Annotated in this window: 16 protein-coding genes; 5 read left to right on the forward strand and 11 right to left on the reverse strand. The window is 70.3% G+C overall.

Going from position 1 to position 18,684, the window contains the following annotated elements:
- Nucleotides 1-174 precede the first annotated feature (174 nt).
- Nucleotides 175-819, reverse strand: a complete 645-nt coding sequence (locus DLJ49_RS04795; RefSeq protein WP_115392394.1) for a TetR/AcrR family transcriptional regulator — start codon at nucleotides 817-819, stop codon at nucleotides 175-177.
- A gap of 97 nt (nucleotides 820-916) precedes the next feature.
- On the opposite strand from DLJ49_RS04795, the gene DLJ49_RS04800 reads away from it, so the two are divergent.
- Nucleotides 917-1,846, forward strand: a complete 930-nt coding sequence (locus tag DLJ49_RS04800) for an AEC family transporter (protein WP_115392395.1) — start codon at nucleotides 917-919, stop codon at nucleotides 1,844-1,846.
- 254 nt (nucleotides 1,847-2,100) lie between these two features.
- Here DLJ49_RS04800 and DLJ49_RS04805 read toward each other — a convergent pair whose 3' ends face one another.
- On the reverse strand, nucleotides 2,101-2,298 hold the full coding sequence (locus tag DLJ49_RS04805; RefSeq protein WP_115392396.1) for a CsbD family protein: 198 nt from the start codon (nucleotides 2,296-2,298) through the stop codon (nucleotides 2,101-2,103).
- 179 nt (nucleotides 2,299-2,477) lie between these two features.
- On the opposite strand from DLJ49_RS04805, the gene DLJ49_RS04810 reads away from it, so the two are divergent.
- The 4 genes from DLJ49_RS04810 to ccoS all read left to right on the forward strand — a co-directional run bounded on the left by DLJ49_RS04810 (nucleotide 2,478) and on the right by ccoS (nucleotide 7,029).
- Nucleotides 2,478-4,052 (forward strand): 4Fe-4S dicluster domain-containing protein, encoded by a 1,575-nt coding sequence (locus tag DLJ49_RS04810; RefSeq protein ID WP_115392397.1) that lies wholly within the window; start codon nucleotides 2,478-2,480, stop codon nucleotides 4,050-4,052.
- Nucleotides 4,053-4,077: 25 nt separating this feature from the next.
- The gene (locus tag DLJ49_RS04815) at nucleotides 4,078-4,554 is read left to right on the forward strand and encodes a FixH family protein (protein WP_115392564.1); all 477 of its coding nucleotides are present in this window, start codon (nucleotides 4,078-4,080) and stop codon (nucleotides 4,552-4,554) included.
- Between the two features lie 109 nt (nucleotides 4,555-4,663).
- The gene (locus DLJ49_RS04820; protein WP_199533300.1) at nucleotides 4,664-6,868 is read left to right on the forward strand and encodes a heavy metal translocating P-type ATPase; all 2,205 of its coding nucleotides are present in this window, start codon (nucleotides 4,664-4,666) and stop codon (nucleotides 6,866-6,868) included.
- Nucleotides 6,868-7,029, forward strand: a complete 162-nt coding sequence (ccoS, locus tag DLJ49_RS04825; RefSeq protein ID WP_115392398.1) for a cbb3-type cytochrome oxidase assembly protein CcoS — start codon at nucleotides 6,868-6,870, stop codon at nucleotides 7,027-7,029. The genes DLJ49_RS04820 and ccoS overlap by 1 nt, the downstream gene beginning before the upstream one ends.
- Nucleotides 7,030-7,223: 194 nt before the next feature.
- Here the strand turns inward: ccoS and yaaA are convergent, their stop codons facing one another.
- The 9 genes from yaaA to DLJ49_RS04870 form a co-directional block, all read right to left on the reverse strand.
- Nucleotides 7,224-8,012 carry a peroxide stress protein YaaA gene (gene yaaA, locus DLJ49_RS04830; RefSeq protein ID WP_115392399.1) on the reverse strand — a complete coding sequence of 263 codons (789 nt, stop codon included), beginning with the start codon at nucleotides 8,010-8,012 and terminating at the stop codon, nucleotides 7,224-7,226.
- Between the two features lie 456 nt (nucleotides 8,013-8,468).
- Nucleotides 8,469-9,353 carry a 2-oxo acid dehydrogenase subunit E2 gene (locus DLJ49_RS04835; protein WP_115392400.1) on the reverse strand — a complete coding sequence of 295 codons (885 nt, stop codon included), beginning with the start codon at nucleotides 9,351-9,353 and terminating at the stop codon, nucleotides 8,469-8,471.
- A gap of 2 nt (nucleotides 9,354-9,355) precedes the next feature.
- A complete protein-coding gene (locus tag DLJ49_RS04840) occupies nucleotides 9,356-10,813 on the reverse strand; it encodes an NAD-dependent succinate-semialdehyde dehydrogenase (protein ID WP_115392401.1) in 1,458 nt (485 codons plus the stop codon).
- 14 nt (nucleotides 10,814-10,827) lie between these two features.
- Nucleotides 10,828-12,216, reverse strand: a complete 1,389-nt coding sequence (locus tag DLJ49_RS04845; RefSeq protein ID WP_115392402.1) for a biotin/lipoyl-containing protein — start codon at nucleotides 12,214-12,216, stop codon at nucleotides 10,828-10,830.
- A complete protein-coding gene (locus DLJ49_RS04850; protein ID WP_115392403.1) occupies nucleotides 12,206-13,204 on the reverse strand; it encodes an alpha-ketoacid dehydrogenase subunit beta in 999 nt (332 codons plus the stop codon). Before DLJ49_RS04850 ends, DLJ49_RS04845 begins: the two co-directional genes overlap by 11 nt.
- Nucleotides 13,201-14,190 carry a thiamine pyrophosphate-dependent dehydrogenase E1 component subunit alpha gene (locus tag DLJ49_RS04855; protein ID WP_233488769.1) on the reverse strand — a complete coding sequence of 330 codons (990 nt, stop codon included), beginning with the start codon at nucleotides 14,188-14,190 and terminating at the stop codon, nucleotides 13,201-13,203. Before DLJ49_RS04855 ends, DLJ49_RS04850 begins: the two co-directional genes overlap by 4 nt.
- 191 nt (nucleotides 14,191-14,381) lie before the next feature.
- A complete protein-coding gene (locus DLJ49_RS04860) occupies nucleotides 14,382-15,680 on the reverse strand; it encodes a M24 family metallopeptidase (RefSeq protein WP_115392405.1) in 1,299 nt (432 codons plus the stop codon).
- Nucleotides 15,681-15,808: 128 nt separating this feature from the next.
- A complete protein-coding gene (locus DLJ49_RS04865) occupies nucleotides 15,809-16,615 on the reverse strand; it encodes an SDR family NAD(P)-dependent oxidoreductase (RefSeq protein ID WP_115392406.1) in 807 nt (268 codons plus the stop codon).
- A 27-nt stretch (nucleotides 16,616-16,642) separates the two neighbouring features.
- Nucleotides 16,643-18,397, reverse strand: a complete 1,755-nt coding sequence (locus DLJ49_RS04870) for an extracellular solute-binding protein (protein WP_115392407.1) — start codon at nucleotides 18,395-18,397, stop codon at nucleotides 16,643-16,645.
- Nucleotides 18,398-18,684 lie beyond the last annotated feature (287 nt).

Below are 18,684 nucleotides of genomic sequence, written 5' to 3' on the forward strand. Positions count from 1 at the left end.
GCCCCCGCCGAACTGGCACCGCCACACCGGCCCCGACAGGTGAAGCCTCGTCTCGCCCACGCGGGAGCGGCGGCACACTCGCGCCAGCGCGGGGTCGAGTCCGCCCGGCGGGCGCATGGCCGTGGCCATCGGGCGCCCGCCCTGCGCCGCCACCTGTCGGGCGCCGTGCCCTGGTCAGGTGCCAGCGCCGTAGCGCGCGAGGAAGGTCTCGACCGCCCCGTCCGCCACGCGGGCGCGCTCGGCGTCGGTGAACTCGGTCGAAAGGCCGAAGATCAGCCGGGCGAAGAGGTCGGCCTTGCAAAGCTCTGAAAACTGGTCGGCCGCGAGCCGCAGGTCGTCTATGCGCAACTCGCCCCGGGCGCAGGCCTCGCGGAAATAGTCCACGAGGATGCCCTTGCCCCGCTCCGGCCCGCACAGCCAGAACTCGCGCCCGATCTCGGGAAAGCGCCCCGTCTCGGCCACCACGATGCGGAACACGCCGAGGCCGAAGGGCGACAGGACAAACTCCATCATCCGGTCGGCGGCGAAGCGCAGCACCTCGCGCGGCGGGCGCGACATGTCCACCCGTTCGAGCGCCGTGTCGGTCTGGCGGCGGCATTCGAGCGTCGCCACCTCCATGAACAGCAGGCGCTTGTCGGGGAAGTAGCTGTATAGCGTGGCCTTCGAGACGCCGGCCGACCGGGCGATCTCGTCGACGCCGGCGCCCTCGTAGCCCTTGGCGAGAAACACCTCGCGCGCGCCGGCCAGCACCTGCTCGTACTTGCGGCCGCGCTTGATGTCGGCAGCGGTGGCGCGCTGCGGGCTGGCCTGGACGTTCATGCGATCCTCCCCCCGTGCAACATAAACCGTCCGGTTCAGTTCCCGCAAGTTCGCGCGCCATTCCCTCTCGCTTCGCAAAGAGTTAGGGCGAGGGCGGATGCTGGCGATCTTTCTCGAAACGCTGCCCTTCTTCGGGGTGATCGGTCTCGGCTGGTGGGCCGGGCGCACGGGATTCTTCACGCCCGAGGCCACGGCTTACCTCACCAAGTTCGTCTTTTATTTCGCGCTGTCGGCGATGCTCTTCCGCTTCTCGGCCGACTTGTCGCTGCGCGAGATCCTCGACTGGAGTTTCGTCGCAGCCTACCTCTGGGCGTCGATGACGGTCTACCTGATCGCGACCGCCATCGGCTTTATCCGCCGCCGCCCGATGGAGGAGATCGCGGTCGAGGCGCAATGCGCCGTGATCGGCAACACCGGCTTTCTCGGCATCCCGATGTTCGCTCTGCTGCTCGGCCCGCAGGCCGTCGGGCCGCTGATGCTGGTGCTGGCCGTCGACCTGATCGTGTTCTCCTCTCTCATCGTCATCATCGTCACGGGCAGCCGCGACGGGCGGGTCAGCCCGGCGGTGCTGCGCACAGTGGGGCTGGGCCTGCTCAAGAACCCGATGATCGTGGCGATCACGGCGGGGCTGGGGTGGTCGGCGCTCGATCTTCCCTTCCCCGGGCCGATGGAGAGCTTTCTGGCGCTGCTCGGCGGCGCGGCCACCCCCGGTGCGCTCTTCGCCATAGGCGCGTCGCTCGCGGGCAAGAGCGCCGAGCGGCTGTCGGTGGCGGGCTATCTCGCCACGTTCAAGCTTGTGGTGCACCCCGCGGCGGTGGCTTTCGCCGCGCTGGTGCTCTTCCCGGTCGAGCCGTTCCCGGCGATGGTGATGATCGCCGCTGCAGCCCTCCCGGTGGCGGGCAACGTCTATATCCTCGCGCAGCATTACGGGGTGGCGCCGGCGCGCGTGTCGGCCTCGATCCTCATCTCGACAGTGGCCTCGATCGTGACGGTGCCGCTGGTCGTGGCGTGGCTTCAGGGCGGCTGAGGCCGTCGGGGCTGCCGGAACGCGGGCGATGCGGGGGCCGGCTCGCCATGATCGGCACCCGAGCGGCGAGACGGACCCTGCGGATGTGCCGCGCATCATCCGGTCGATCCGGCTGCCGCCACTTGGTCAGGCCCACGGCATTTTCCAGGCGGTCCGGATCATCGCGCGGCGTCGACGACCGATCGCCCTGACGCGTGAAGGCACCGAGGGGTCGACCCCCGGCGCCTGTTCGAGTCGGGTCACGGCCGGCGCGCTCAGTTGCGCGCCATCCAGTCGTCGACTTCCTTGCTGGCCTCTTCCCTGGTGCGGCCATAGCGCTGCTGGATCTTGCCCTCGAGCTGCTCGCGGTTGCCCGCGGCCTCTTCGACGTCGTTCTCGGTCAGCTCGCCCCATTGCTCGCGGACCTTGCCCTTCATCTCTTTCCAGCGGCCCTTCACTTCGTCCCAGTTCATGGCGGCACTCCTTTTCGTTGAGGTCGCTGAGAGAACCCGGGCAGGGGGGCACTGTTCCCCGCATCGTGCGGACGCCGCGCCCGCAGGGCGCCCGTGGGCAATTGATGCATGTCAAAGACGCCTTTTGGACGGCTTCATAGGAGGGACGGCATACCGTCATCGACCGGAGTCCGTCCCCCGTGAGCGACAGCCAGCCAGAGCGTCTCTACGCTGCCCGCGAGCCGATCTTTCCCAAGCGGGTGCACGGCTCGTTCCGCACGCTGAAATGGGCGATCATGATCGTGACGCTCGGCATCTACTACCTGACGCCCTGGATCAGGTGGGACCGGGGGCCGAACCTGCCCGACCAGGCTGTGCTGGTCGACCTCGCCAACCGGCGGTTCTTCTTCTTCTGGATCGAGATCTGGCCGCACGAATTCTACTTCGTGGCCGGCCTGCTCATCATGGCGGGGCTCGGGCTGTTCCTGTTCACCTCGGCCCTGGGGCGGGTCTGGTGTGGCTATACCTGCCCGCAAACGGTATGGACCGACCTCTTCATCGCGGTCGAGCGGTGGATCGAGGGCGACCGCAACGCGCGAATCCGCCTGCACCGGCAGGAGAAGCTCGACGCGCGTAAGATCCGGCTGCGCGCCACGAAATACCTCGTCTGGCTGCTGATTGCCGTGGCCACCGGCGGGGCCTGGGTCTTCTACTTCACCGATGCGCCGACGCTTGCGGTGGACCTGGCGACCTTCTCGGCGCACCCCGCCGCCTATACCACCATCGCGATCCTTACCGCGACGACCTTCTTCTTCGGCGGGTTCGCCCGAGAGCAGATCTGCATCTACGCCTGCCCCTGGCCGCGCATCCAGGGCGCGATGATGGACGAGGACACGATCACCGTCGGCTACCGCGAGTGGCGCGGCGAGCCGCGTGGCAAGGGCAACGTGCGCCGCGCGAGCAAGGCGCAGGCGGCGCAGGCCGAGGCCATCGCCGCCTTCGCCGGGCCGGAGAACGGCCCCGGCGGTGCCGTCTATCCGGCCACGCCATACCCTGGGCGCGACCGGCAGGTGGGCGGCGACATTCCCGCGGGCGCCGATGTCGGCCCCGGCGACTGCATCGACTGCATGGCCTGCGTCAACGTCTGCCCGATGGGCATCGACATCCGCGACGGCCAGCAGCTGGAATGCATTACCTGCGCCCTGTGCATCGACGCCTGCGACGAGATCATGGCCAAGATCGGCAAGCCGCGCGGCCTGATCGACTATATGGCCCTGTCGGACGAGGGGCGCGAGCGGGCGGGAGAGCCGCCCAAGCCGGTATGGAAGCACATCCTGCGGCCCCGGACCATCCTCTACACAACGCTGTGGTCGCTGGTGGGCGTGGGCCTCGTCGTGGCGCTGTTCGTGCGGCCCGACATCTCGATGACCGTCGCGCCCGAGCGCAACCCGGTCTACGTGACCCTGGCCGACGGCACGATCCGCAACACCTACGACATCCGCCTGCGCAACAAGCACGGCGACGACCGCCGCTTCCGCCTGTCGCTGCGCGGTCCGTCGGAACTGCGCGTGGCGGTCGAGGGCACGCCTTACGAAAGCATCGTCGTGCCGGCCGACACGACCGACCTCGTGCGCGTCTACGTGCTGGCCCCGCCCGACTCGGCGGCGGCCGAGGGCGAGCGCTCCGAGATCCGGTTCTGGGTCGAGGATCTGCAGAGCGGCGAGCGCGTGCACAAGGACAGCACGTTCATGGGAACGGGAGAGGCGGTGGAGTGACCCGCCGCGCGACAGGGAGCGAATGATGAGCGACACGGCGCATGACGACGGGAAGGGCAAGCTGACGGGGCGGCACGTGGCCCTGATCTTCGTCGGCTTCTTCGGCACCATCTTCGCGGTGAACGGCTTCATGGCGTGGATGGCGGTCGGCACCTTCCCCGGGCTGGAGGCCCGGAACGGCTTCGCCGAGAGCCAGACCTTCGAGGCGCGGCGCGACGCGCAGGAGGCGCTGGGCTGGGACGTGACCGCAACGCTCGACGATGGCGTGCTCGCCATCGCGTTTACCGACGAGTCCGGCGTGCCGGTCGACGTGGCCAGTATGGAAGCGATCGTGGGCAAGGCCACGAGCGTGGCGCACGACGTGACGCCCGAATTCAGCTATCGCGAGGGCACCTTCCACACGCCGCTCGATCTCGGCCCCGGCAACTGGAACATTCGCCTCACCGCCCACGCGCCCGACGGCACGCTCTTTGCCCAGCGGGTGGTGCTGCGGGTGAACTGACCCGGGCGGCGCGCCCGCTGCCGGCGGGCCTGCCTGCGTATTTGGAACAGAAAGAAGCGAGGGGGTGCGCGCGGCCGCCCCCCTTTGCGCCCCGAGAGGCCCGAGGCCCATGACCGACGCTTACACCGACGCCTTCACCGACGCGCCCTCGGCCTGCCCGGCCTGCGCGGCGACGCCCATGGCGCGGCGGCAGGCGGCGGCAGCGGCCGGCGAGGCGCAGGCCGGGCGGGTGATGCTGTCGCTGCCGGAGATCCGCTGCGCCGGCTGCATCTCGGGCGTCGAAAAGGCGCTCGCGGCCGAGCCGGGGGTGCGATCGGCGCGGGTGAACTTCACGCTCAAGCGCGCGACGGTCGAGACCGACCCCGGCGTGACGCCCGCGCGCCTGGTCGCCGCGCTCGACCGGGCGGGCCATGCCGCGCACGAGCTCGACGCCTCGGCCCTGTCGATGACCGAGACCGACCGGGCGGGGCGCGACCTGCTGATGCGGCTCGCCGTGGCCGGCTTCGCGGCGATGAACGTGATGCTCCTGTCGGTGGCGGTCTGGTCGGGGGCGGCGGATGCCACGCGCGACCTCTTCCACTGGATCTCGGCGGCCATCGCCATCCCCGCCGTGATCTTCTCGGGCCGGCCCTTCTACGTCTCGGCCTGGGGCGCGCTGCGCAAGGGGCGGCTCAACATGGACGTCCCGATCACGCTGGCCATCGTGCTGGCCGTGGGCACCTCGCTGTGGGAGACCTCGCTGTCGGGCAAGCACGCCTATTTCGACGCGGCCATCGCTCTGGTCTTCTTCCTCCTCGGCGGGCGCTATCTCGACCACCGCACCCGCGCCGTCGCCCGCTCGGCCGCCGAGGAACTGGCCGCGCTGGAAGTGCCGCGGGCCTGGCGCGTCGCGGAGGGCCGAGAGGAAGAGGTGCGCGTCGGCGACCTCGCCGCGGGCGACCTCGTGCGGGTGAAGCCCGGGGGGCGGATGCCGGTTGACGGCGAGATCGTGGCAGGCACGTCGGAGCTCGACCGCGGCCTGCTGACGGGCGAGACGCGCCCCGTCTTCGCGGGGCCCGGGCAGGCGGTGAGCGCGGGCGAGGTCAACCTGACGGGGCCGCTCGAGGTGCGGGTGACGGCGGCGGGGCGGGAGAGCTCGCTGCACCGCATGGCCGATCTCGTGGCCGTGGCCGAGAGCGCCAAGAACCGATACACCTCGCTGGCCGACCGGGCCGCGGGCCTCTACGCCCCCGGCGTGCACATCCTGTCGGCGCTGGCCGGGATCGGCTGGTGGCTCTACACGGGCGATCTGCGGCTGGCGCTCAACATCGCCGCAGCGGTTCTCATCATCACCTGCCCCTGCGCCCTCGGTCTCGCCGTGCCCGCCGTCACCACTGCCGCCTCGGGGCGCCTGTTCCGGCACGGCCTGCTGATCAAGGACGGCACCGCGCTGGAGCGTCTGGCCGAGGTCGACACCGTGCTTTTCGACAAGACGGGCACGCTGACGCTCGGCACGCCCGAGGTGACGGGGCTCGACGCCCATGCGCGCGACGACCTCGCCCTCGCCCGCGCACTGGCCGAGGGCTCGGCCCACCCGTTGTCGCGCGCGCTGGCCGAGGCGGTCGCGGCGCAGGGCATCGCGCCCGTCACGCTCGAGGCCCACCGCGAGGTGCCGGGCTACGGGGCGGAGGCGATCTGGCAAGGACGCACCGTCCGCCTCGGGCGCGCCGACTGGGTGGGCGCGGCGCCGGGCGAGACGACCGCCGCGTGGCTCGGGGTCGAGGGGCGGGCGCCCGTGGCCTTCACCTTCGCCGACCGGCTGCGGCCCGGCGCCCGCGAGGCGGTCGACGGGTTGAAGGCCGCAGGACTGCAGGTCGCGCTCGTCTCGGGCGATGCGGCGCCCGCGGTCGCCCGGTTCGCCGCGAGCGTCGGGATCGACGACTGGACGGCCGAGGTGCTGCCCGAGGGCAAGGCCGCCCGCGTCGAGGCGTTGCACTCGGGCGGGGCGAAGGTGCTCTTCGTCGGCGACGGTCTCAACGACACCGCCGCCCTCGCCGCGGCCCACGCCTCGATCTCGCCCGCCACGGCGCTCGACGCGGCGCGCACCGCCTCCGACATCGTGCTGCTGGGGGCCGACATCGCGCCGCTGGCAGGGGCGGTGACCACCGCACGCTCGGCCGTGCGCCGCATCCGCGAGAACTTCGCCATCGCCACATGGTACAACGTGATCGCGGTCCCCATCGCCATCGCCGGCTTCGCCACGCCGCTCGCCGCGGCGCTGGCCATGTCGGCCTCGTCGCTCACCGTGTCGCTCAACGCCCTTAGGGTGCGCTGATGGAGGTGCTCGCCCTTCTCATCCCGGTGGCGCTCGTGCTGGGCGGGATCGGCCTTGCGGCGTTCTACTGGGCGGTGCGCTCCGACCAGTTCGACGACCCCGAAGGCGACGCCCGCCGCATCCTCGACGACGAATACGACGACAGCCCGCGCGGAGACTGACCGGGGTGCAGGCCGGCCCGCCCTGCAGCCGCCAAAGTCGCACAAAACTGGGCCAGGCACGCAGTGCCCGCCGATGGTGCGGCAGCATCCGTCAGGCAGGTGGCCGCCGCTCGCGCCTCCACGGAACCGATGCAAGCGGAGGCACCCGTGGGGCGGGGGCGGTCCGGTCCCCGCCGAGGGCACGCCGAGCCGGATCAGGCGGCCTCGCGCGCCGCCGCGTCGGATCGCAGGAAGGCCGGGCGGCCGGGCTCCGACAGGTCGGGGGCATGGGCGTAGCCGCCGGCATCGAAATCGCGAATCGCCTCGGGGTCGGTCAGCCGCCGCTCGACGATGAAGCGGGTCATCGCACCGCGCGCCTTCTTGGCGAAGAAGCTGACGATCTTCGGCCCGCCCGGCTTGTCCTCGAGGAAGACCGGCGTGACGACGGGAATCCCCAGTGCCGAGGTGTCGACCGCGCCGAAATACTCCTGGCTCGCGCAGTTGACGAGGGCGCGCGCACCCGTCGCCTCGGCCTGCTGCTGGAGAGCGCGCCCCAGCCGGTCGCCCCAATACGCGTAGAGATCCTTCCCCTTCCGTGTCTTCAGCTTCGAGCCCATCTCGAGCCGGTAGGGCTGGATCGCGTCGAGCGGGCGCAGCACGCCGTAGAGCCCGGACAGGATGCGGAGGTGCTCCTGCGCCCAGTCGAGCGCGTCAGCGTCGAGCGATTTCGCCTCGAGCCCGGCATAGGTGTCGCCGGCGAAGGCACGCGCGGCGGGGCGGGTGCGCTCGCCCGTGGGCTCGGCCTCGAAGGCGGCGAAGCGCTCCTTGTTGAGCTTGGCGAGGTCGGCCGAGATGTCCATCAGAGTCTGCAGGTCGGCCTTCGAGAGGCGCCCCGCGGCCTTCGCCAGTTTCACCGCGTCGTCTTGGAAGGCGGGCGCGGTGGGCGTGATCCCTTCCACCTCCGACCAGTCGAGGCGCTTGGCGGGCGAGATGACGACGAGCATGGGCGGTCCTCCGTTTGCAGGCGCAGGATAACGGGGTGGTGCGCCGGGTCCAGCCCTGCGCGTCCTTGGCCGCGCCTGTTCTTGGCCCCGCGTGGCCGGCGCGCTCTCCCTGCCCTCGGGGCGGCGGCGTATGGGACTTATCCATGGCTTCATCCGAGAGCCAGGCGCGGACCGTGACAAGGTCATCCCTGCCGAGACGCTGGCGTTACGGCCTGCGGACGGATGCCTGCCGGGTCCACTACTCGCCGTTCGGCACCTCTCGGCGCCGCAGATGACAGCGAGGTTGGGGAACGGCCAGACACGACGGAATCCCTCGCGCGTTCATGCGGTGCCTCCCGGCCGCAGTCGAAAACGGACATGTCGGACACCCGACGTGACAGTCGCGCTCCGCGAGGAGCTCCCCTTCCAGTCGCGGGGCAGGCCAATCGTCGCGGGCCGGGCGCCGGTGGAGCGGCGCTAGAGGAGCCGGCGTGGATCGGCGAGGTAGCGGGCATGGGCAACGAGGAAGCGCGCGGCGTCGGCCCCGTTGATGACCCGATGATCGTAGGAGAGGTCGAGCGGGGCCATCGGGCGGGGCTGGAAGGCCTGGCCGTCCCAGACCGGGACCTGCTCGGTGCGGGTAATGCCGAGGATCGCCACCTCGGGCGGGTTGACGATGGGCGTGAACGCCGTGCCGCCGATGCCGCCGAGATTGGAGATGGTCATCGAGGCACCCCCCATCTCGTCGGGCCGGATCTTGCGCGCCTGTGCCCGCCCCGCCAGATCGGCGATCTCGGCGGCGATGGCCAGCAGGCCCTTTCGGTCGGCGTCGCGGATCACGGGCACCATCAGGCCGTGCGCGGTATCGACCGCGATCCCGACATGCACGTAGTCCTTCAGGATCAGGGTCTCGCCATCGGCCGACAGCGAGGCGTTGAACCGTTCGAAGTCGCGCAGCGTGCGGGCGAGCGCCTTGACATGGAAGGCGAGCGTGGTCAGGCGCACGCCCTTCGCCTGCGCCTCGTCCTTCACCCGCGCGCGGAACGCCTCGACCGCGGTCAGGTCGGCGCGGTCGTGGTGCGTGACGGCGGGGATCAGCGCCTGCGCCGCGGCGAGGTTCTGCGCCGCGACTCGGGCGAAGCGGCTGACGGGTTCCTCCCGGACCGGCCCGTAGGCGGCATGATCCACGTTCCAGTAGCTCGTGTCGGCCGTGGCCGGCGCCGCCGGCCCGGCAGAGCCGCTGGCCATCACGTCCTCCTTGCCGATGGTCTCGCGGCCGAGGTCGCGGGCGAGGGCGGCAAGGTCGACGCCGCGCTCGGCGGCGAGCTTGCGCACGGACGGGCTGGCGATCACGTCTTCCATGCTCACCACTCCGCCGAGATGTACTGGGCTTCCATGAACTCGTGCATCCCCTCGTGACCGCCCTCGCGCCCCAGCCCGGACTGCTTGGTGCCGCCGAAGGGCGCGGCGGGGTCGGAGACGAGCCCGCGGTTGAGGCCCACCATGCCGTAGTCGAGCCGCTCCGACACCTGCAGGCCGCGCCGGAAATCGCCGGAGAAGACATAGGCGACGAGGCCGTACTCGGTGTCGTTGGCGCGGCGGATCACGTCTTCGGTGTCGGTGAAGGTCTGGATCGCGGCGACGGGGCCGAAGATCTCGTCATGCACGCAGTCGGCGGTCTCCGGCACGTCGGTCAGCACCGTGGGCGGATAGTAGAAGCCCTTGCCGCCCGGCTTCTCGCCGCCGATCCTCAGCTTGGCACCCTTCTCTATGGCGTCCTGCACGAAGGCGTGCACCTTGTCGCGGGTGTCGGCGTTGACGAGCGGGCCGACATCGACGCCCTCCTCCAGCCCGTTGCCGACCTTCAGCGCGCCCATCGCCTCGGTCATCTTCCGCGCGAACTCTTCGGCCACCGCCTCGTGCACGTAGAAGCGGTTGGCGGCGGTGCAGGCCTCGCCGAGGTTGCGCATCTTGGCCAGCATCGCGCCCTTCACCGCCGCGTCGATGTCGGCGTCGTCGAAGACGATGAGCGGCGCGTTGCCGCCCAGCTCCATCGCGGGCTTGAGCACCTGGTCGGCGGCGCCGTGCAGCAGCTTGCGGCCCACGGGCGTCGAGCCGGTGAACGAGATGACCCGCACCCGCGGATCATGCATCAGGTGGTCGACCAGCGCGCCCGTCTGGCGCGAGGGGAGCACGTTGACCAGCCCCTTCGGCACGCCCGCTTCCTCGAGCAGCGGCATCAGCGCCAGCATGGTCAGCGGCGTCTCGGAGGCGGGCTTGATGATGCAGGGGCAGCCTGCGGCGAGGGCCGGCGCCAGCTTGCGCGTGCCCATCGCGGCCGGGTAGTTCCACGGCGTGACCAGCACGGCGATACCCGCGGGCTTGTGATGCACCACGATGCGCGCCCCGGTCGAAGGGCCGCGCGTCAGAAGGCCGTCGGTGCGCACGGCCTCTTCCGAGAACCAGCGGAAGAACTCGGCGGCATAGGTCGCCTCGCCCATGGCGTCGGCCCGCGCCTTGCCGTTCTCCAGCGTGATGAGGCGGGCGAAATCCTCCAGCCGCGCGGTCATCAGCTCCCACGCCCGGCGCAGCACTTCACCGCGCTCGCGCGGGGTGCGCCCCGCCCAGTCGGCGAAGGCGGACTGCGCGGCGTCGAGCGCGGCGTCGGCATCGTCCAGCGTGGCCGAGGCGACGGAGGCCAGCACGCTCTCGTCGGCGGGGTTGATCACGTCGAAGCGCGCGCCTTCGGATCCGGGGCGCCAGCCGCCGTCGATGTAGAGGTCCGTCGGCAGCGTCTCGAAGGTTGCGTCGAGCTTGGTCATGGGTGCCTCCCGTATCAGAGCAGGTGCCGCAGCGGCTCTTGCAGCCGGTCGGCGAGGCCCGAAAGCAGCGTCAGCGCCGCCTCGTCGGGCAGCGTGGCTTCGTGGGCGAGGTGCAGCGCCAGCGTGTCGCCGCGTCGGGTGATCGTCACCACCGGAACGGGCGCGGCGGCCGGTTTGATCCCCGTGAGCGCGGTGCCTGTCAGGTCGCGCAGGACCAGGCGGGGCCGGGCCTCGCTCTCCGGCAGATCGGCCGAGACCGGCGCGCGGTCGGGGTCGTCCCACGCGGTTGTCGTGCCTAGGGTGCCGGCGGCGACGGTGAGCGGAGCCTCGTCCGTGCGCGCCGCCCTCAGCGCCCCTGCCGCGAAAGCGGCGAGGAGGCGCGGCGAAGAGGGCGCGGTGCCCTCTTCCTGCAGCCACGCGCGGAAGGCGTCGAAGCCGGTCGCATCCACCTCCGCCGAGACGACGCCCACCTCGCCGACGCCCACCGGACCCGCGCCGGCCGCAGCCTGCGCCGCGGCCGGTTTCGGCAGGGCACGCAGCGTCTCGAGGTCGGCCACGTGGAAGGGCGGCTGGTGGCCGGCCGCGACGAGATCGGCGAGGTCGAGCCCCTCTTCCGCCGCCAGCCTGCGCGCCTTGGGCGAGGCAAGAACACGGCCGGCCGGTTTCGGCGCGGCGGCCGGGCGCGGTGTCGGCAGGGCTGCCGCGGCAGGGTCTGGCCCCGGTGCCGGCTCGGTTTGCGGCGTCGGCTCGGCCCTTGCCGCGGGCTCGGGCCCTGGCGCCGTCGCCCCGCCCTGCGGCGCCGCCGCCATCGCCCGCCGGATCGGCGCCCCGGGCGCCTCGGCAGAGATCACCGCGATGACCTGCCCGACCGGCACGTCGTCGCCCGCTTCGGCGAGGATCGCGGCCAGATATCCGGCACGGTCGGCCTCGACCTCCATCGTCGCCTTGTCGGTCTCGACCTCGAGCAGCGCGTCGCCCTCGGCCACCGCTTCGCCGGCCTCCTTGTGCCACGCCACCACGATGCCAGAATCCTGCGCCATGCCGAGCGCCGGCATGATCACCTCGTGCCCCTCCGGCACAGCCTCGGCCCCGGCCTGCGCCGGGGTCTCGTCGGGGGCCGCCCGCTCCGCGCCGTTGCCCGAAGGCGCCTGTCCCGCGCCCTCCGCCGTCTCGGCGATGATCGCCACGATCTGTCCCACGGGCACGCTGTCGCCGGCCCCGGCCCGCACGTCGGCAAGATAGCCGTCATGGGCGGCCTCCACCTCCATCGTGGCCTTGTCGGTCTCCACCTCCATCAGCGCGTCGCCGGTCTTCACCGGGTCGCCGGGGTTCTTCAGCCACGAGACGATGACGCCCGAATCCTGCGCCATGCCAAGCGCCGGCATGATCACCTCATGCGGCATCGGCCACCTCGCCCCTCACCGCGCGGCGCGCGGCCTCGGCCACTGCCTCGGGCGTCGGCACGGTCAGGTCCTCGAGCGCGGGGCTGAACGGCACCGGCACGTCCATCGCCCCCATCCGCTGCACCGGGTAGTCGAGGTGGTAGAACGCCTTCTCCGCGATGCGGCTGGCGATCTCGCCCGTCACGCCGAAGTTGCGGTGCCCCTCGTCGATCACGATGGCGCGGCTCGTCTTCCTCACGCTCTCCACGATGGTCGCCTCGTCGAGGGGCACCAGCGTGCGCGGGTCGATCACCTCGGCCGAGATGCCGTCGGCCTGAAGCGCCTCTGCCGCCTTCTGCGCCACCTGCACCATCGACGAGGTGGCGACGAGGGTGATGTCGCGCCCCTCCCGCAGGACGTTGGCCGCGCCGAAGGGGATCAGGTATTCCTCCTCCGGCACCGGCGCCTTGTCCTGGTACATGAGCTTGTCCTCGAAGATCACGACCGGATTCTCGTCGCGGATCGCCGTCTTCATCAGGCCCTTCGCCTCGTAGGCCGACGACGGCATCGCCACCTTCAGCCCCGGGATGTGTGCCACCAGCGCGTGCAGCGACTGGCTGTGCTGCGCCGCCGAGCGCCGCGTGGCGCCCAGATTGGTGCGCAGCACCATCGGCACGGTCAGCTTGCCGCCCGACATGTAGTGGGTCTTGGCCGCCTGATTGCAGAGCTGATCCATCACCAGGTACAGGAAATCGCCGAACATCAGGTCGACGATCGGGCGCGATCCGGTCATCGCGGCCCCCACGGCCATGCCGACGAAGCCGGGCTCCGAGATCGGCGTGTCGATCACCCGATCGGGGCCGAACTCGTCGACCAGCCCGGCCAGAACCTTGAAGGGCGTACCGGCCTCGGCCACGTCCTCCCCCATCAGAAAGACGGCCGGATCGCGCCGCATCTCCTCGGCGATGGCCTCGTTGACGGCCTTCGACAGCGTGATCTCGCGGGTCATGCCCCGGCTCCTTTCGCGTATCCGTCGATATAGGGAAGGGCGTGGTCGACCCCGGCGAAGACGTGCATGTCCACCTCGCCCGCCTCGGGGTAGCCGGCGTTCAGAGCGTAGGCGACGGCCGACTCGGCCTCCGCCCTGATCTCGTCGCCGATCGCCACTAGGTCGTCCGCCGACAGGATCCCCTCTGCCTCCAGCCACTTGCCGAAATTCACGATCGGGTCGCGCCGCTCCTTCCACTCCGCTTCCTCGTCCTTCGAGCGGTAGTAGTCGCGGTTGATGTCGCCCACATGGTGGCCATGGTAGCGGTAGGTGTCGAGCTCCACGAAGAACGGCCCTTCGCCGTGGCGCGCACGCTCCACCAGCCGCTGCGCCAGCTCGTTCACCGCCAGCACGTCCTGCCCGTCGACCCCGTGCGCCTCGATCCCGAACGCCTCGGCGCGCGCGGTCAGCGAGCCCGCGGCGATCTCCTCGGTCTTCGTGTACTCGGAATAGCCGTTGTTCTCGCAGGCATAGATGACCGGCAGCTTCCACAGAGCGGCCATGTTCATCACCTCGTACCACAGCCCCTGCGCCGTCGCCCCGTCGCCGAAGAAGCAGACGGTGACGAAATCGCGCCCCTGCAGCTTCGCGCTCAGCGCCGCCCCCGTGGCGATCCCCATCGATCCGCCCACGATGGCGTTGGCGCCGAGGTTGCCGTGGGCCTGGTCGGCGATGTGCATCGATCCGCCCTTGCCCCGGCAATAGCCCTCCTCGCGGCCGAGCAGCTCGCAGAACATCTGCCGGAACTCGGCCCCCTTCGCCACGCAGTGCCCGTGGCCCCGGTGGGTCGAGGTGATGCGGTCCTCGTCGGTCAGCGCCTCGCAGATGCCGACCGCGACCGCCTCCTGCCCCGAATACATGTGCGTCAGCCCCGGCATCTTCGCCGAGAGATAGAGCTGGTTCGCCTGGTCCTCGAAGGCCCGGATCTTCACCATCTGCCGGTACATCCGCAGATAGTCCTCGGTGTTCGCCTTCGCGGCCTTTGCGGCGCCCTGTGTCTTGCGCGAGCGGCTTCCGCCCGTCTTCTTCGCAGCCTGCGCGGCCATCGCGCCCTCCCTCGGGAGCGGCGCGCGCCGCCCCCGTCTTCTTCTTGCGTCAAATATCCCCGCCGGAGGCATCGCCCCCGGCACGGGGGCGATCAGTAGCGGTTGGCGATCGGCAGCTCCTCGGCCGGGAACAGCGAGATCACCTCGCAGCCGGTGTCGGTGACCACGACTTCCTCCTCGATCCGGGCGGCCGAATAGCCGTCCTTTGCCGGGCAGTAGGTCTCCAGCGCGAAGACCATGCCGGTCTCGATCTCCATCGGGTTGTCGAGCGACACCGCCCGGCTGATGATCGGCCGCTCGTGCAGCGCCAACCCGAGACCGTGGCCGAACTGCAGGCCGAAGGCCGACAATTCGTCGGGGAAGCCGAGGGATTCCGCCGTGGGCCACAGCTTGGCCACCTGGTCTGTCGTCACGCCCGGCTTGATCGCCGCGATGGCGTCGTCGAGCCACTCGCGCGCGCGGACGTAGGCATCGTTCTGCTCCGGCGTCGCGCGGCCGATGTTGAACGTGCGGTAGTAGCATGTGCGGTAGCCCTGGTAGGATTGCAGGATGTCGAAGAAGGCCTGGTCGCCGGGGCGGAAGTAGCGATCGGTAAAGTTGTGCGGGTGCGGGTTGCAGCGCTCGCCCGAGATGGCGTTGATCGCCTCGACGTCGTCGGACCCCATCTCGTAGAGCATCTTGTTCGACAGCGCGACGATGTCGTTTTCGCGGATGCCCGGCTTAAGCTCCTCGTAGATCATGTGGTAGACCCCGTCGACCATGCTGGCCGCCTGGGTCAGCAGCTGGATCTCGTCGACGTTCTTGATCTCGCGGGCCGACAGCATGATCTGCTGGCCGTCCACCACCTTGATGCCCGCCTCCTGCAGGGCGAAGAACATCGCTGTCTCGGCGTAGTCGACGCCCACGGGCATGTCGGCCACGCCCGCCTCGCGCAGCAGCGCCGCGATCTCCTCGGCATAGTGCTTCATCAGCCCGAAGGAGGGCGGGATCGTGCCGCGCATGCCCACGACGCCGGCGCGGCAATGCTCGGGGTCGAGCCAGTCGGCGTATTTCCTGTGGTGGACGGCGGCCGAGCCGAAATCCCACACATAAGGCTCGGCGTCGCCGGCGAGCAGGGCGAAGCGACACATCTTGTCCCGCTCCCACTCGCCGATCTTGGTGCCCGAGACGTAGCGGATGTTGTTGACGTCGAAGAGCAGCAGCGCGCCGCACTCCGAGCCCTTGAGCGCCTGCTTGGCGCGGCTCAGCCGGTAGCGGCGCAGGCGGTCGTGGTCGACCCGCCGCTCGAAATCGACCGAGGTATGGCCCCAGGCGGGCAGCCGCCCCTCCCAGCGCCAGTTCGGATCCAGATCGGATGGTTGCAGGATGCGTGGGTTCAGGGCCTGGTTCATGGGGTCGTCCTCCCGTGAGGCGTAGGGTGCGTGCTCGGCACGCACCGCGGGTTGGTCGGCGGGTCGCCGGCGGGCCGGCCGGCGGCGGGCGGTGCGTGCCGAGCACGCAGCCTAAGCCCGCGGTCACGTCACTGGATGCACCAGCCGCCGTCGATGTGGATCATCTGGCCGGTCATGTAGTCGCTGTCGGGGCTGGCCAGGAACGCAGCCGTGCCCTTCACGTCGTCGGGGTAGGAGACCCGCTTGATCTGCAGCGCGTCGCGCACGATGTCCTCGTAGGCCTGCCCCTCGCGCTCCTTGAAGCCGATGTCGATCAGGTCCTTGTCGAGCTGCTCCCAGAGCGGGGTGACCACCACGCCCGGCGCGTAGCCATTGACGGTGATATTGTGCTCGGCGAGCGCCACGGCGCCGCAATGGGTGAGCGCGAGGCAGCCGTATTTCGAGGTGCAGTAGACCGTCACGTCGACCAGCGGCTTGCGGCTGGCGATCGAGCCCACGTTGATGATCTTGTAGGGATAGTCGCGCTTGCCCTGCTCGATCATCTGGCGTGCGGTCTCCTGCATGCCGAGCCACATCGCCTTTGTGTTGACGTTCATGATCATGTCCCAGTTGTCTTCGTCGATATCCATGAAGAACCTGGGCTTGTTCAGGCCGGCGTTGAACAGTCCGACGTTGATCTCGCCGAAGGCTTCGACCGTGGCGGCGACGGCGGCGGCGTTGTCCTCCCTGCTGGTGACGTCCATCTTCACGGCGATGGCGCGGCCGTTGCCCGCGGCATTGATGGCGTCGGCCACCTTCTGCGCCTCTTCGACGTCGATGTCGCCGATGCAGACATTGGCGCCCTGCTCGGCGAAGTGCTCGGCATTCTTGGCGCCCATGCCCTTGGCGGCGCCCGTGATCAGGATGTTCTTGCCCTTAAGGCGGTTGGGGTCCATCTGGCTCCTCCCTTGGTCCCTCGTTGTTCAGAACAGCGCGTCGGCCCGGGACTGGGCCTTGCGCAGCGTCTCGCGCGGGGATTGCAGGCCCCGCAGCATGTCGTGAAATTCCTCGCCGCAGATGCGGATGATCTCGGTGATCTGCGGCACCGGCGGCCGCGGCCAGAATTGCAGTTCGTCGCGCCACGACATCGCCTCGACCGCCTCGAAGATCGGCGAGATGCGGCGCACCTCGGGGTCGGCGCCGACCGAGTAGCGCGGGTTGGTGCGGCTGCCGTTCTGCACGAATAGCTTCTGCGCCTCGGGCGAGGTGAAGACAGCGAGCGCCTCTGCCGCCGCCGCGCGCCGCTCGGGCGCGAGGTTGGCGGGCAGGCCGAGCGCGTAGCCGCCGACCGGGGCGACCGGCGTGCCCCCCGGCCCCGGCGGGTGCGGCAGGAAGCCCGTCTGCCCGCAGGCGGGCGAGCCCGGGTCGAGCTCGAAATACGGCGCGAGCAGGGTATAGCCGTAGGCCATGGCGACCGAGCCCGCCGCGTAGGGGCGGATACGCTCGTACCACGACATCGACAGGATGTCGGGCGGCGAGTAGGCGAGCAGCTCGAGCAGGAACTCCGCCGCGGCTAGGCCGGCCTCGGTGTCGATGGTTGGGCGATGGTCGCCGCTCGACAGTCCGGCGCAGTCGTAGCCGCCGGCGATGGCCGGCAGGTCGAGCGCGGGCTGGCCGAAATCGGCGAGCGTCATCAGCACGGTGTGCCCGAGGGCGGTGCCGCGGGCGGCGTTCCACGCGATGCCGTGAACCCCGCGTGAGGGGTCGTGCAGGGAGCGGGCGGCTGCGAGCAGCGCATCGGTGCTGTCTGGCGGCTCCAGCCCCGCCTCGGCGAACATGTCCTTGCGGTAGAACAGCAGCTCCGGCGTGGTCTGTGCGGGCACGCCGTAGGGGCGCCCGCCCCAGTGGGTGGCCTGCCAGCCCGCGGTGTGGAAGTCGGCCGGGTCGAGGCGAGCGAGGTCGATCACCTCGTCGAGCGGCAGGAGCACGCCTTTCTCCACGAACTCGCCGAACCACGGCAGGTCGACCGCGACGAGATCGTAGCGGCTGGCCGTGCGTTCGGCGTTGCGCAGGGCCTCGTCGCGCAGCCGGTCGATCGAAAAGGCGCGCTGGTGGATCGACAGGCCGATGGATTGCTCGAACTGGCGCTTGAGATTGTCCATCACCATGAAGGTCGGATCGCCATGGGCGAGCACGCGCAGGCCGCCCGCCAGCCGCAGCGGATCGGGGCGCACCTGCAGCGGCGGCAGCGACTGCGCCGCGCGGTAGGAGCCGCCGAAATAGTAGTCTTCGGTCGCGGGGTCGTGCCTGGGTGTGCCGAGGCGCGTATCGGTCAGGCGGCGGACACGGTCGGCCAGCTGCGTCCAGGCGTCGAGCAGGGCGGGGCTGGGATGAAGCGAGAAGGACTTCCCCGAGGGGGTCCGGGGGCGTTGCTCGATGAGCCCGGCATCCACCATGGCGCGCAGGCGGCGCGTGGCGGTGGCGTAGGGCACGCGGCTGGCGCCGATCAGCGATGTGGGCGTGACGGTGCGCCCCTCGAAATGGTTGCGCAAGAGGTTGAGCGCCATGCGCAGATGCGCATCGGTCTGGATCAGGTCGATGGTGCCTTCGACCTCTTCGCAGAGGTCGTCGAGGAAGCCGATCAGGCGCAGGGCGTCGCCGGTGGCCACGGACGACGCGATCGGCGACGCGACGGGGGTCGCGGCGGCGCGTGCGTCTGTAAGGCCCATCTTGTTCATTCCAACGGTCGCCCTGTGCGGTCGGGGCGCGACGGCTGCCGACCGATCGTTCGTTCTGGATGTTTTCGGTCGGGTCATTCGCGACGCCTCGCAGCTTGTTCATTTCGGTCAGCTGGTAATATCGGTTGTATATCCACTATGGATATTTTTATATCCGTAATGAACACTTTTCGGGCATCCCTGCTCACGCCTTCAGCGCAAGTTAAGCGCAGTCCGTCGGCGTCTGCCGCGGCGAATCCCCGGCCGTGAGGACAGGCAGGGGCCAGAATATCTAGAGGAACCGGGAG

It is taken from the genome of Rhodovulum sp. 12E13 (assembly GCF_003340565.1).
Classification (GTDB): domain Bacteria; phylum Pseudomonadota; class Alphaproteobacteria; order Rhodobacterales; family Rhodobacteraceae; genus HLUCCA09.

What these genes read in the sequence shown, in the direction of transcription:
- DLJ49_RS04795 (WP_115392394.1), bottom strand. Translation starts at nt 819, where the DNA reads ATGAACGTCCAGGCCAGCCCGCAGCGCGCCACCGCTGCCGACATCAAG.
- DLJ49_RS04800 (WP_115392395.1), top strand. Translation starts at nt 917, where the DNA reads ATGCTGGCGATCTTTCTCGAAACGCTGCCCTTCTTCGGGGTGATCGGT.
- DLJ49_RS04805 (WP_115392396.1), bottom strand. Translation starts at nt 2,298, where the DNA reads ATGAACTGGGACGAAGTGAAGGGCCGCTGGAAAGAGATGAAGGGCAAG.
- DLJ49_RS04815 (WP_115392564.1), top strand. Translation starts at nt 4,078, where the DNA reads ATGAGCGACACGGCGCATGACGACGGGAAGGGCAAGCTGACGGGGCGG.
- DLJ49_RS04820 (WP_199533300.1), top strand. Translation starts at nt 4,664, where the DNA reads ATGACCGACGCTTACACCGACGCCTTCACCGACGCGCCCTCGGCCTGC.
- ccoS (WP_115392398.1), top strand. Translation starts at nt 6,868, where the DNA reads ATGGAGGTGCTCGCCCTTCTCATCCCGGTGGCGCTCGTGCTGGGCGGG.
- yaaA (WP_115392399.1), bottom strand. Translation starts at nt 8,012, where the DNA reads ATGCTCGTCGTCATCTCGCCCGCCAAGCGCCTCGACTGGTCGGAGGTG.
- DLJ49_RS04835 (WP_115392400.1), bottom strand. Translation starts at nt 9,353, where the DNA reads ATGGAAGACGTGATCGCCAGCCCGTCCGTGCGCAAGCTCGCCGCCGAG.
- DLJ49_RS04840 (WP_115392401.1), bottom strand. Translation starts at nt 10,813, where the DNA reads ATGACCAAGCTCGACGCAACCTTCGAGACGCTGCCGACGGACCTCTAC.
- DLJ49_RS04845 (WP_115392402.1), bottom strand. Translation starts at nt 12,216, where the DNA reads ATGCCGCATGAGGTGATCATGCCGGCGCTTGGCATGGCGCAGGATTCG.
- DLJ49_RS04850 (WP_115392403.1), bottom strand. Translation starts at nt 13,204, where the DNA reads ATGACCCGCGAGATCACGCTGTCGAAGGCCGTCAACGAGGCCATCGCC.
- DLJ49_RS04855 (WP_233488769.1), bottom strand. Translation starts at nt 14,190, where the DNA reads ATGTACCGGCAGATGGTGAAGATCCGGGCCTTCGAGGACCAGGCGAAC.
- DLJ49_RS04860 (WP_115392405.1), bottom strand. Translation starts at nt 15,680, where the DNA reads ATGAACCAGGCCCTGAACCCACGCATCCTGCAACCATCCGATCTGGAT.
- DLJ49_RS04865 (WP_115392406.1), bottom strand. Translation starts at nt 16,615, where the DNA reads ATGGACCCCAACCGCCTTAAGGGCAAGAACATCCTGATCACGGGCGCC.
- DLJ49_RS04870 (WP_115392407.1), bottom strand. Translation starts at nt 18,397, where the DNA reads ATGAACAAGATGGGCCTTACAGACGCACGCGCCGCCGCGACCCCCGTC.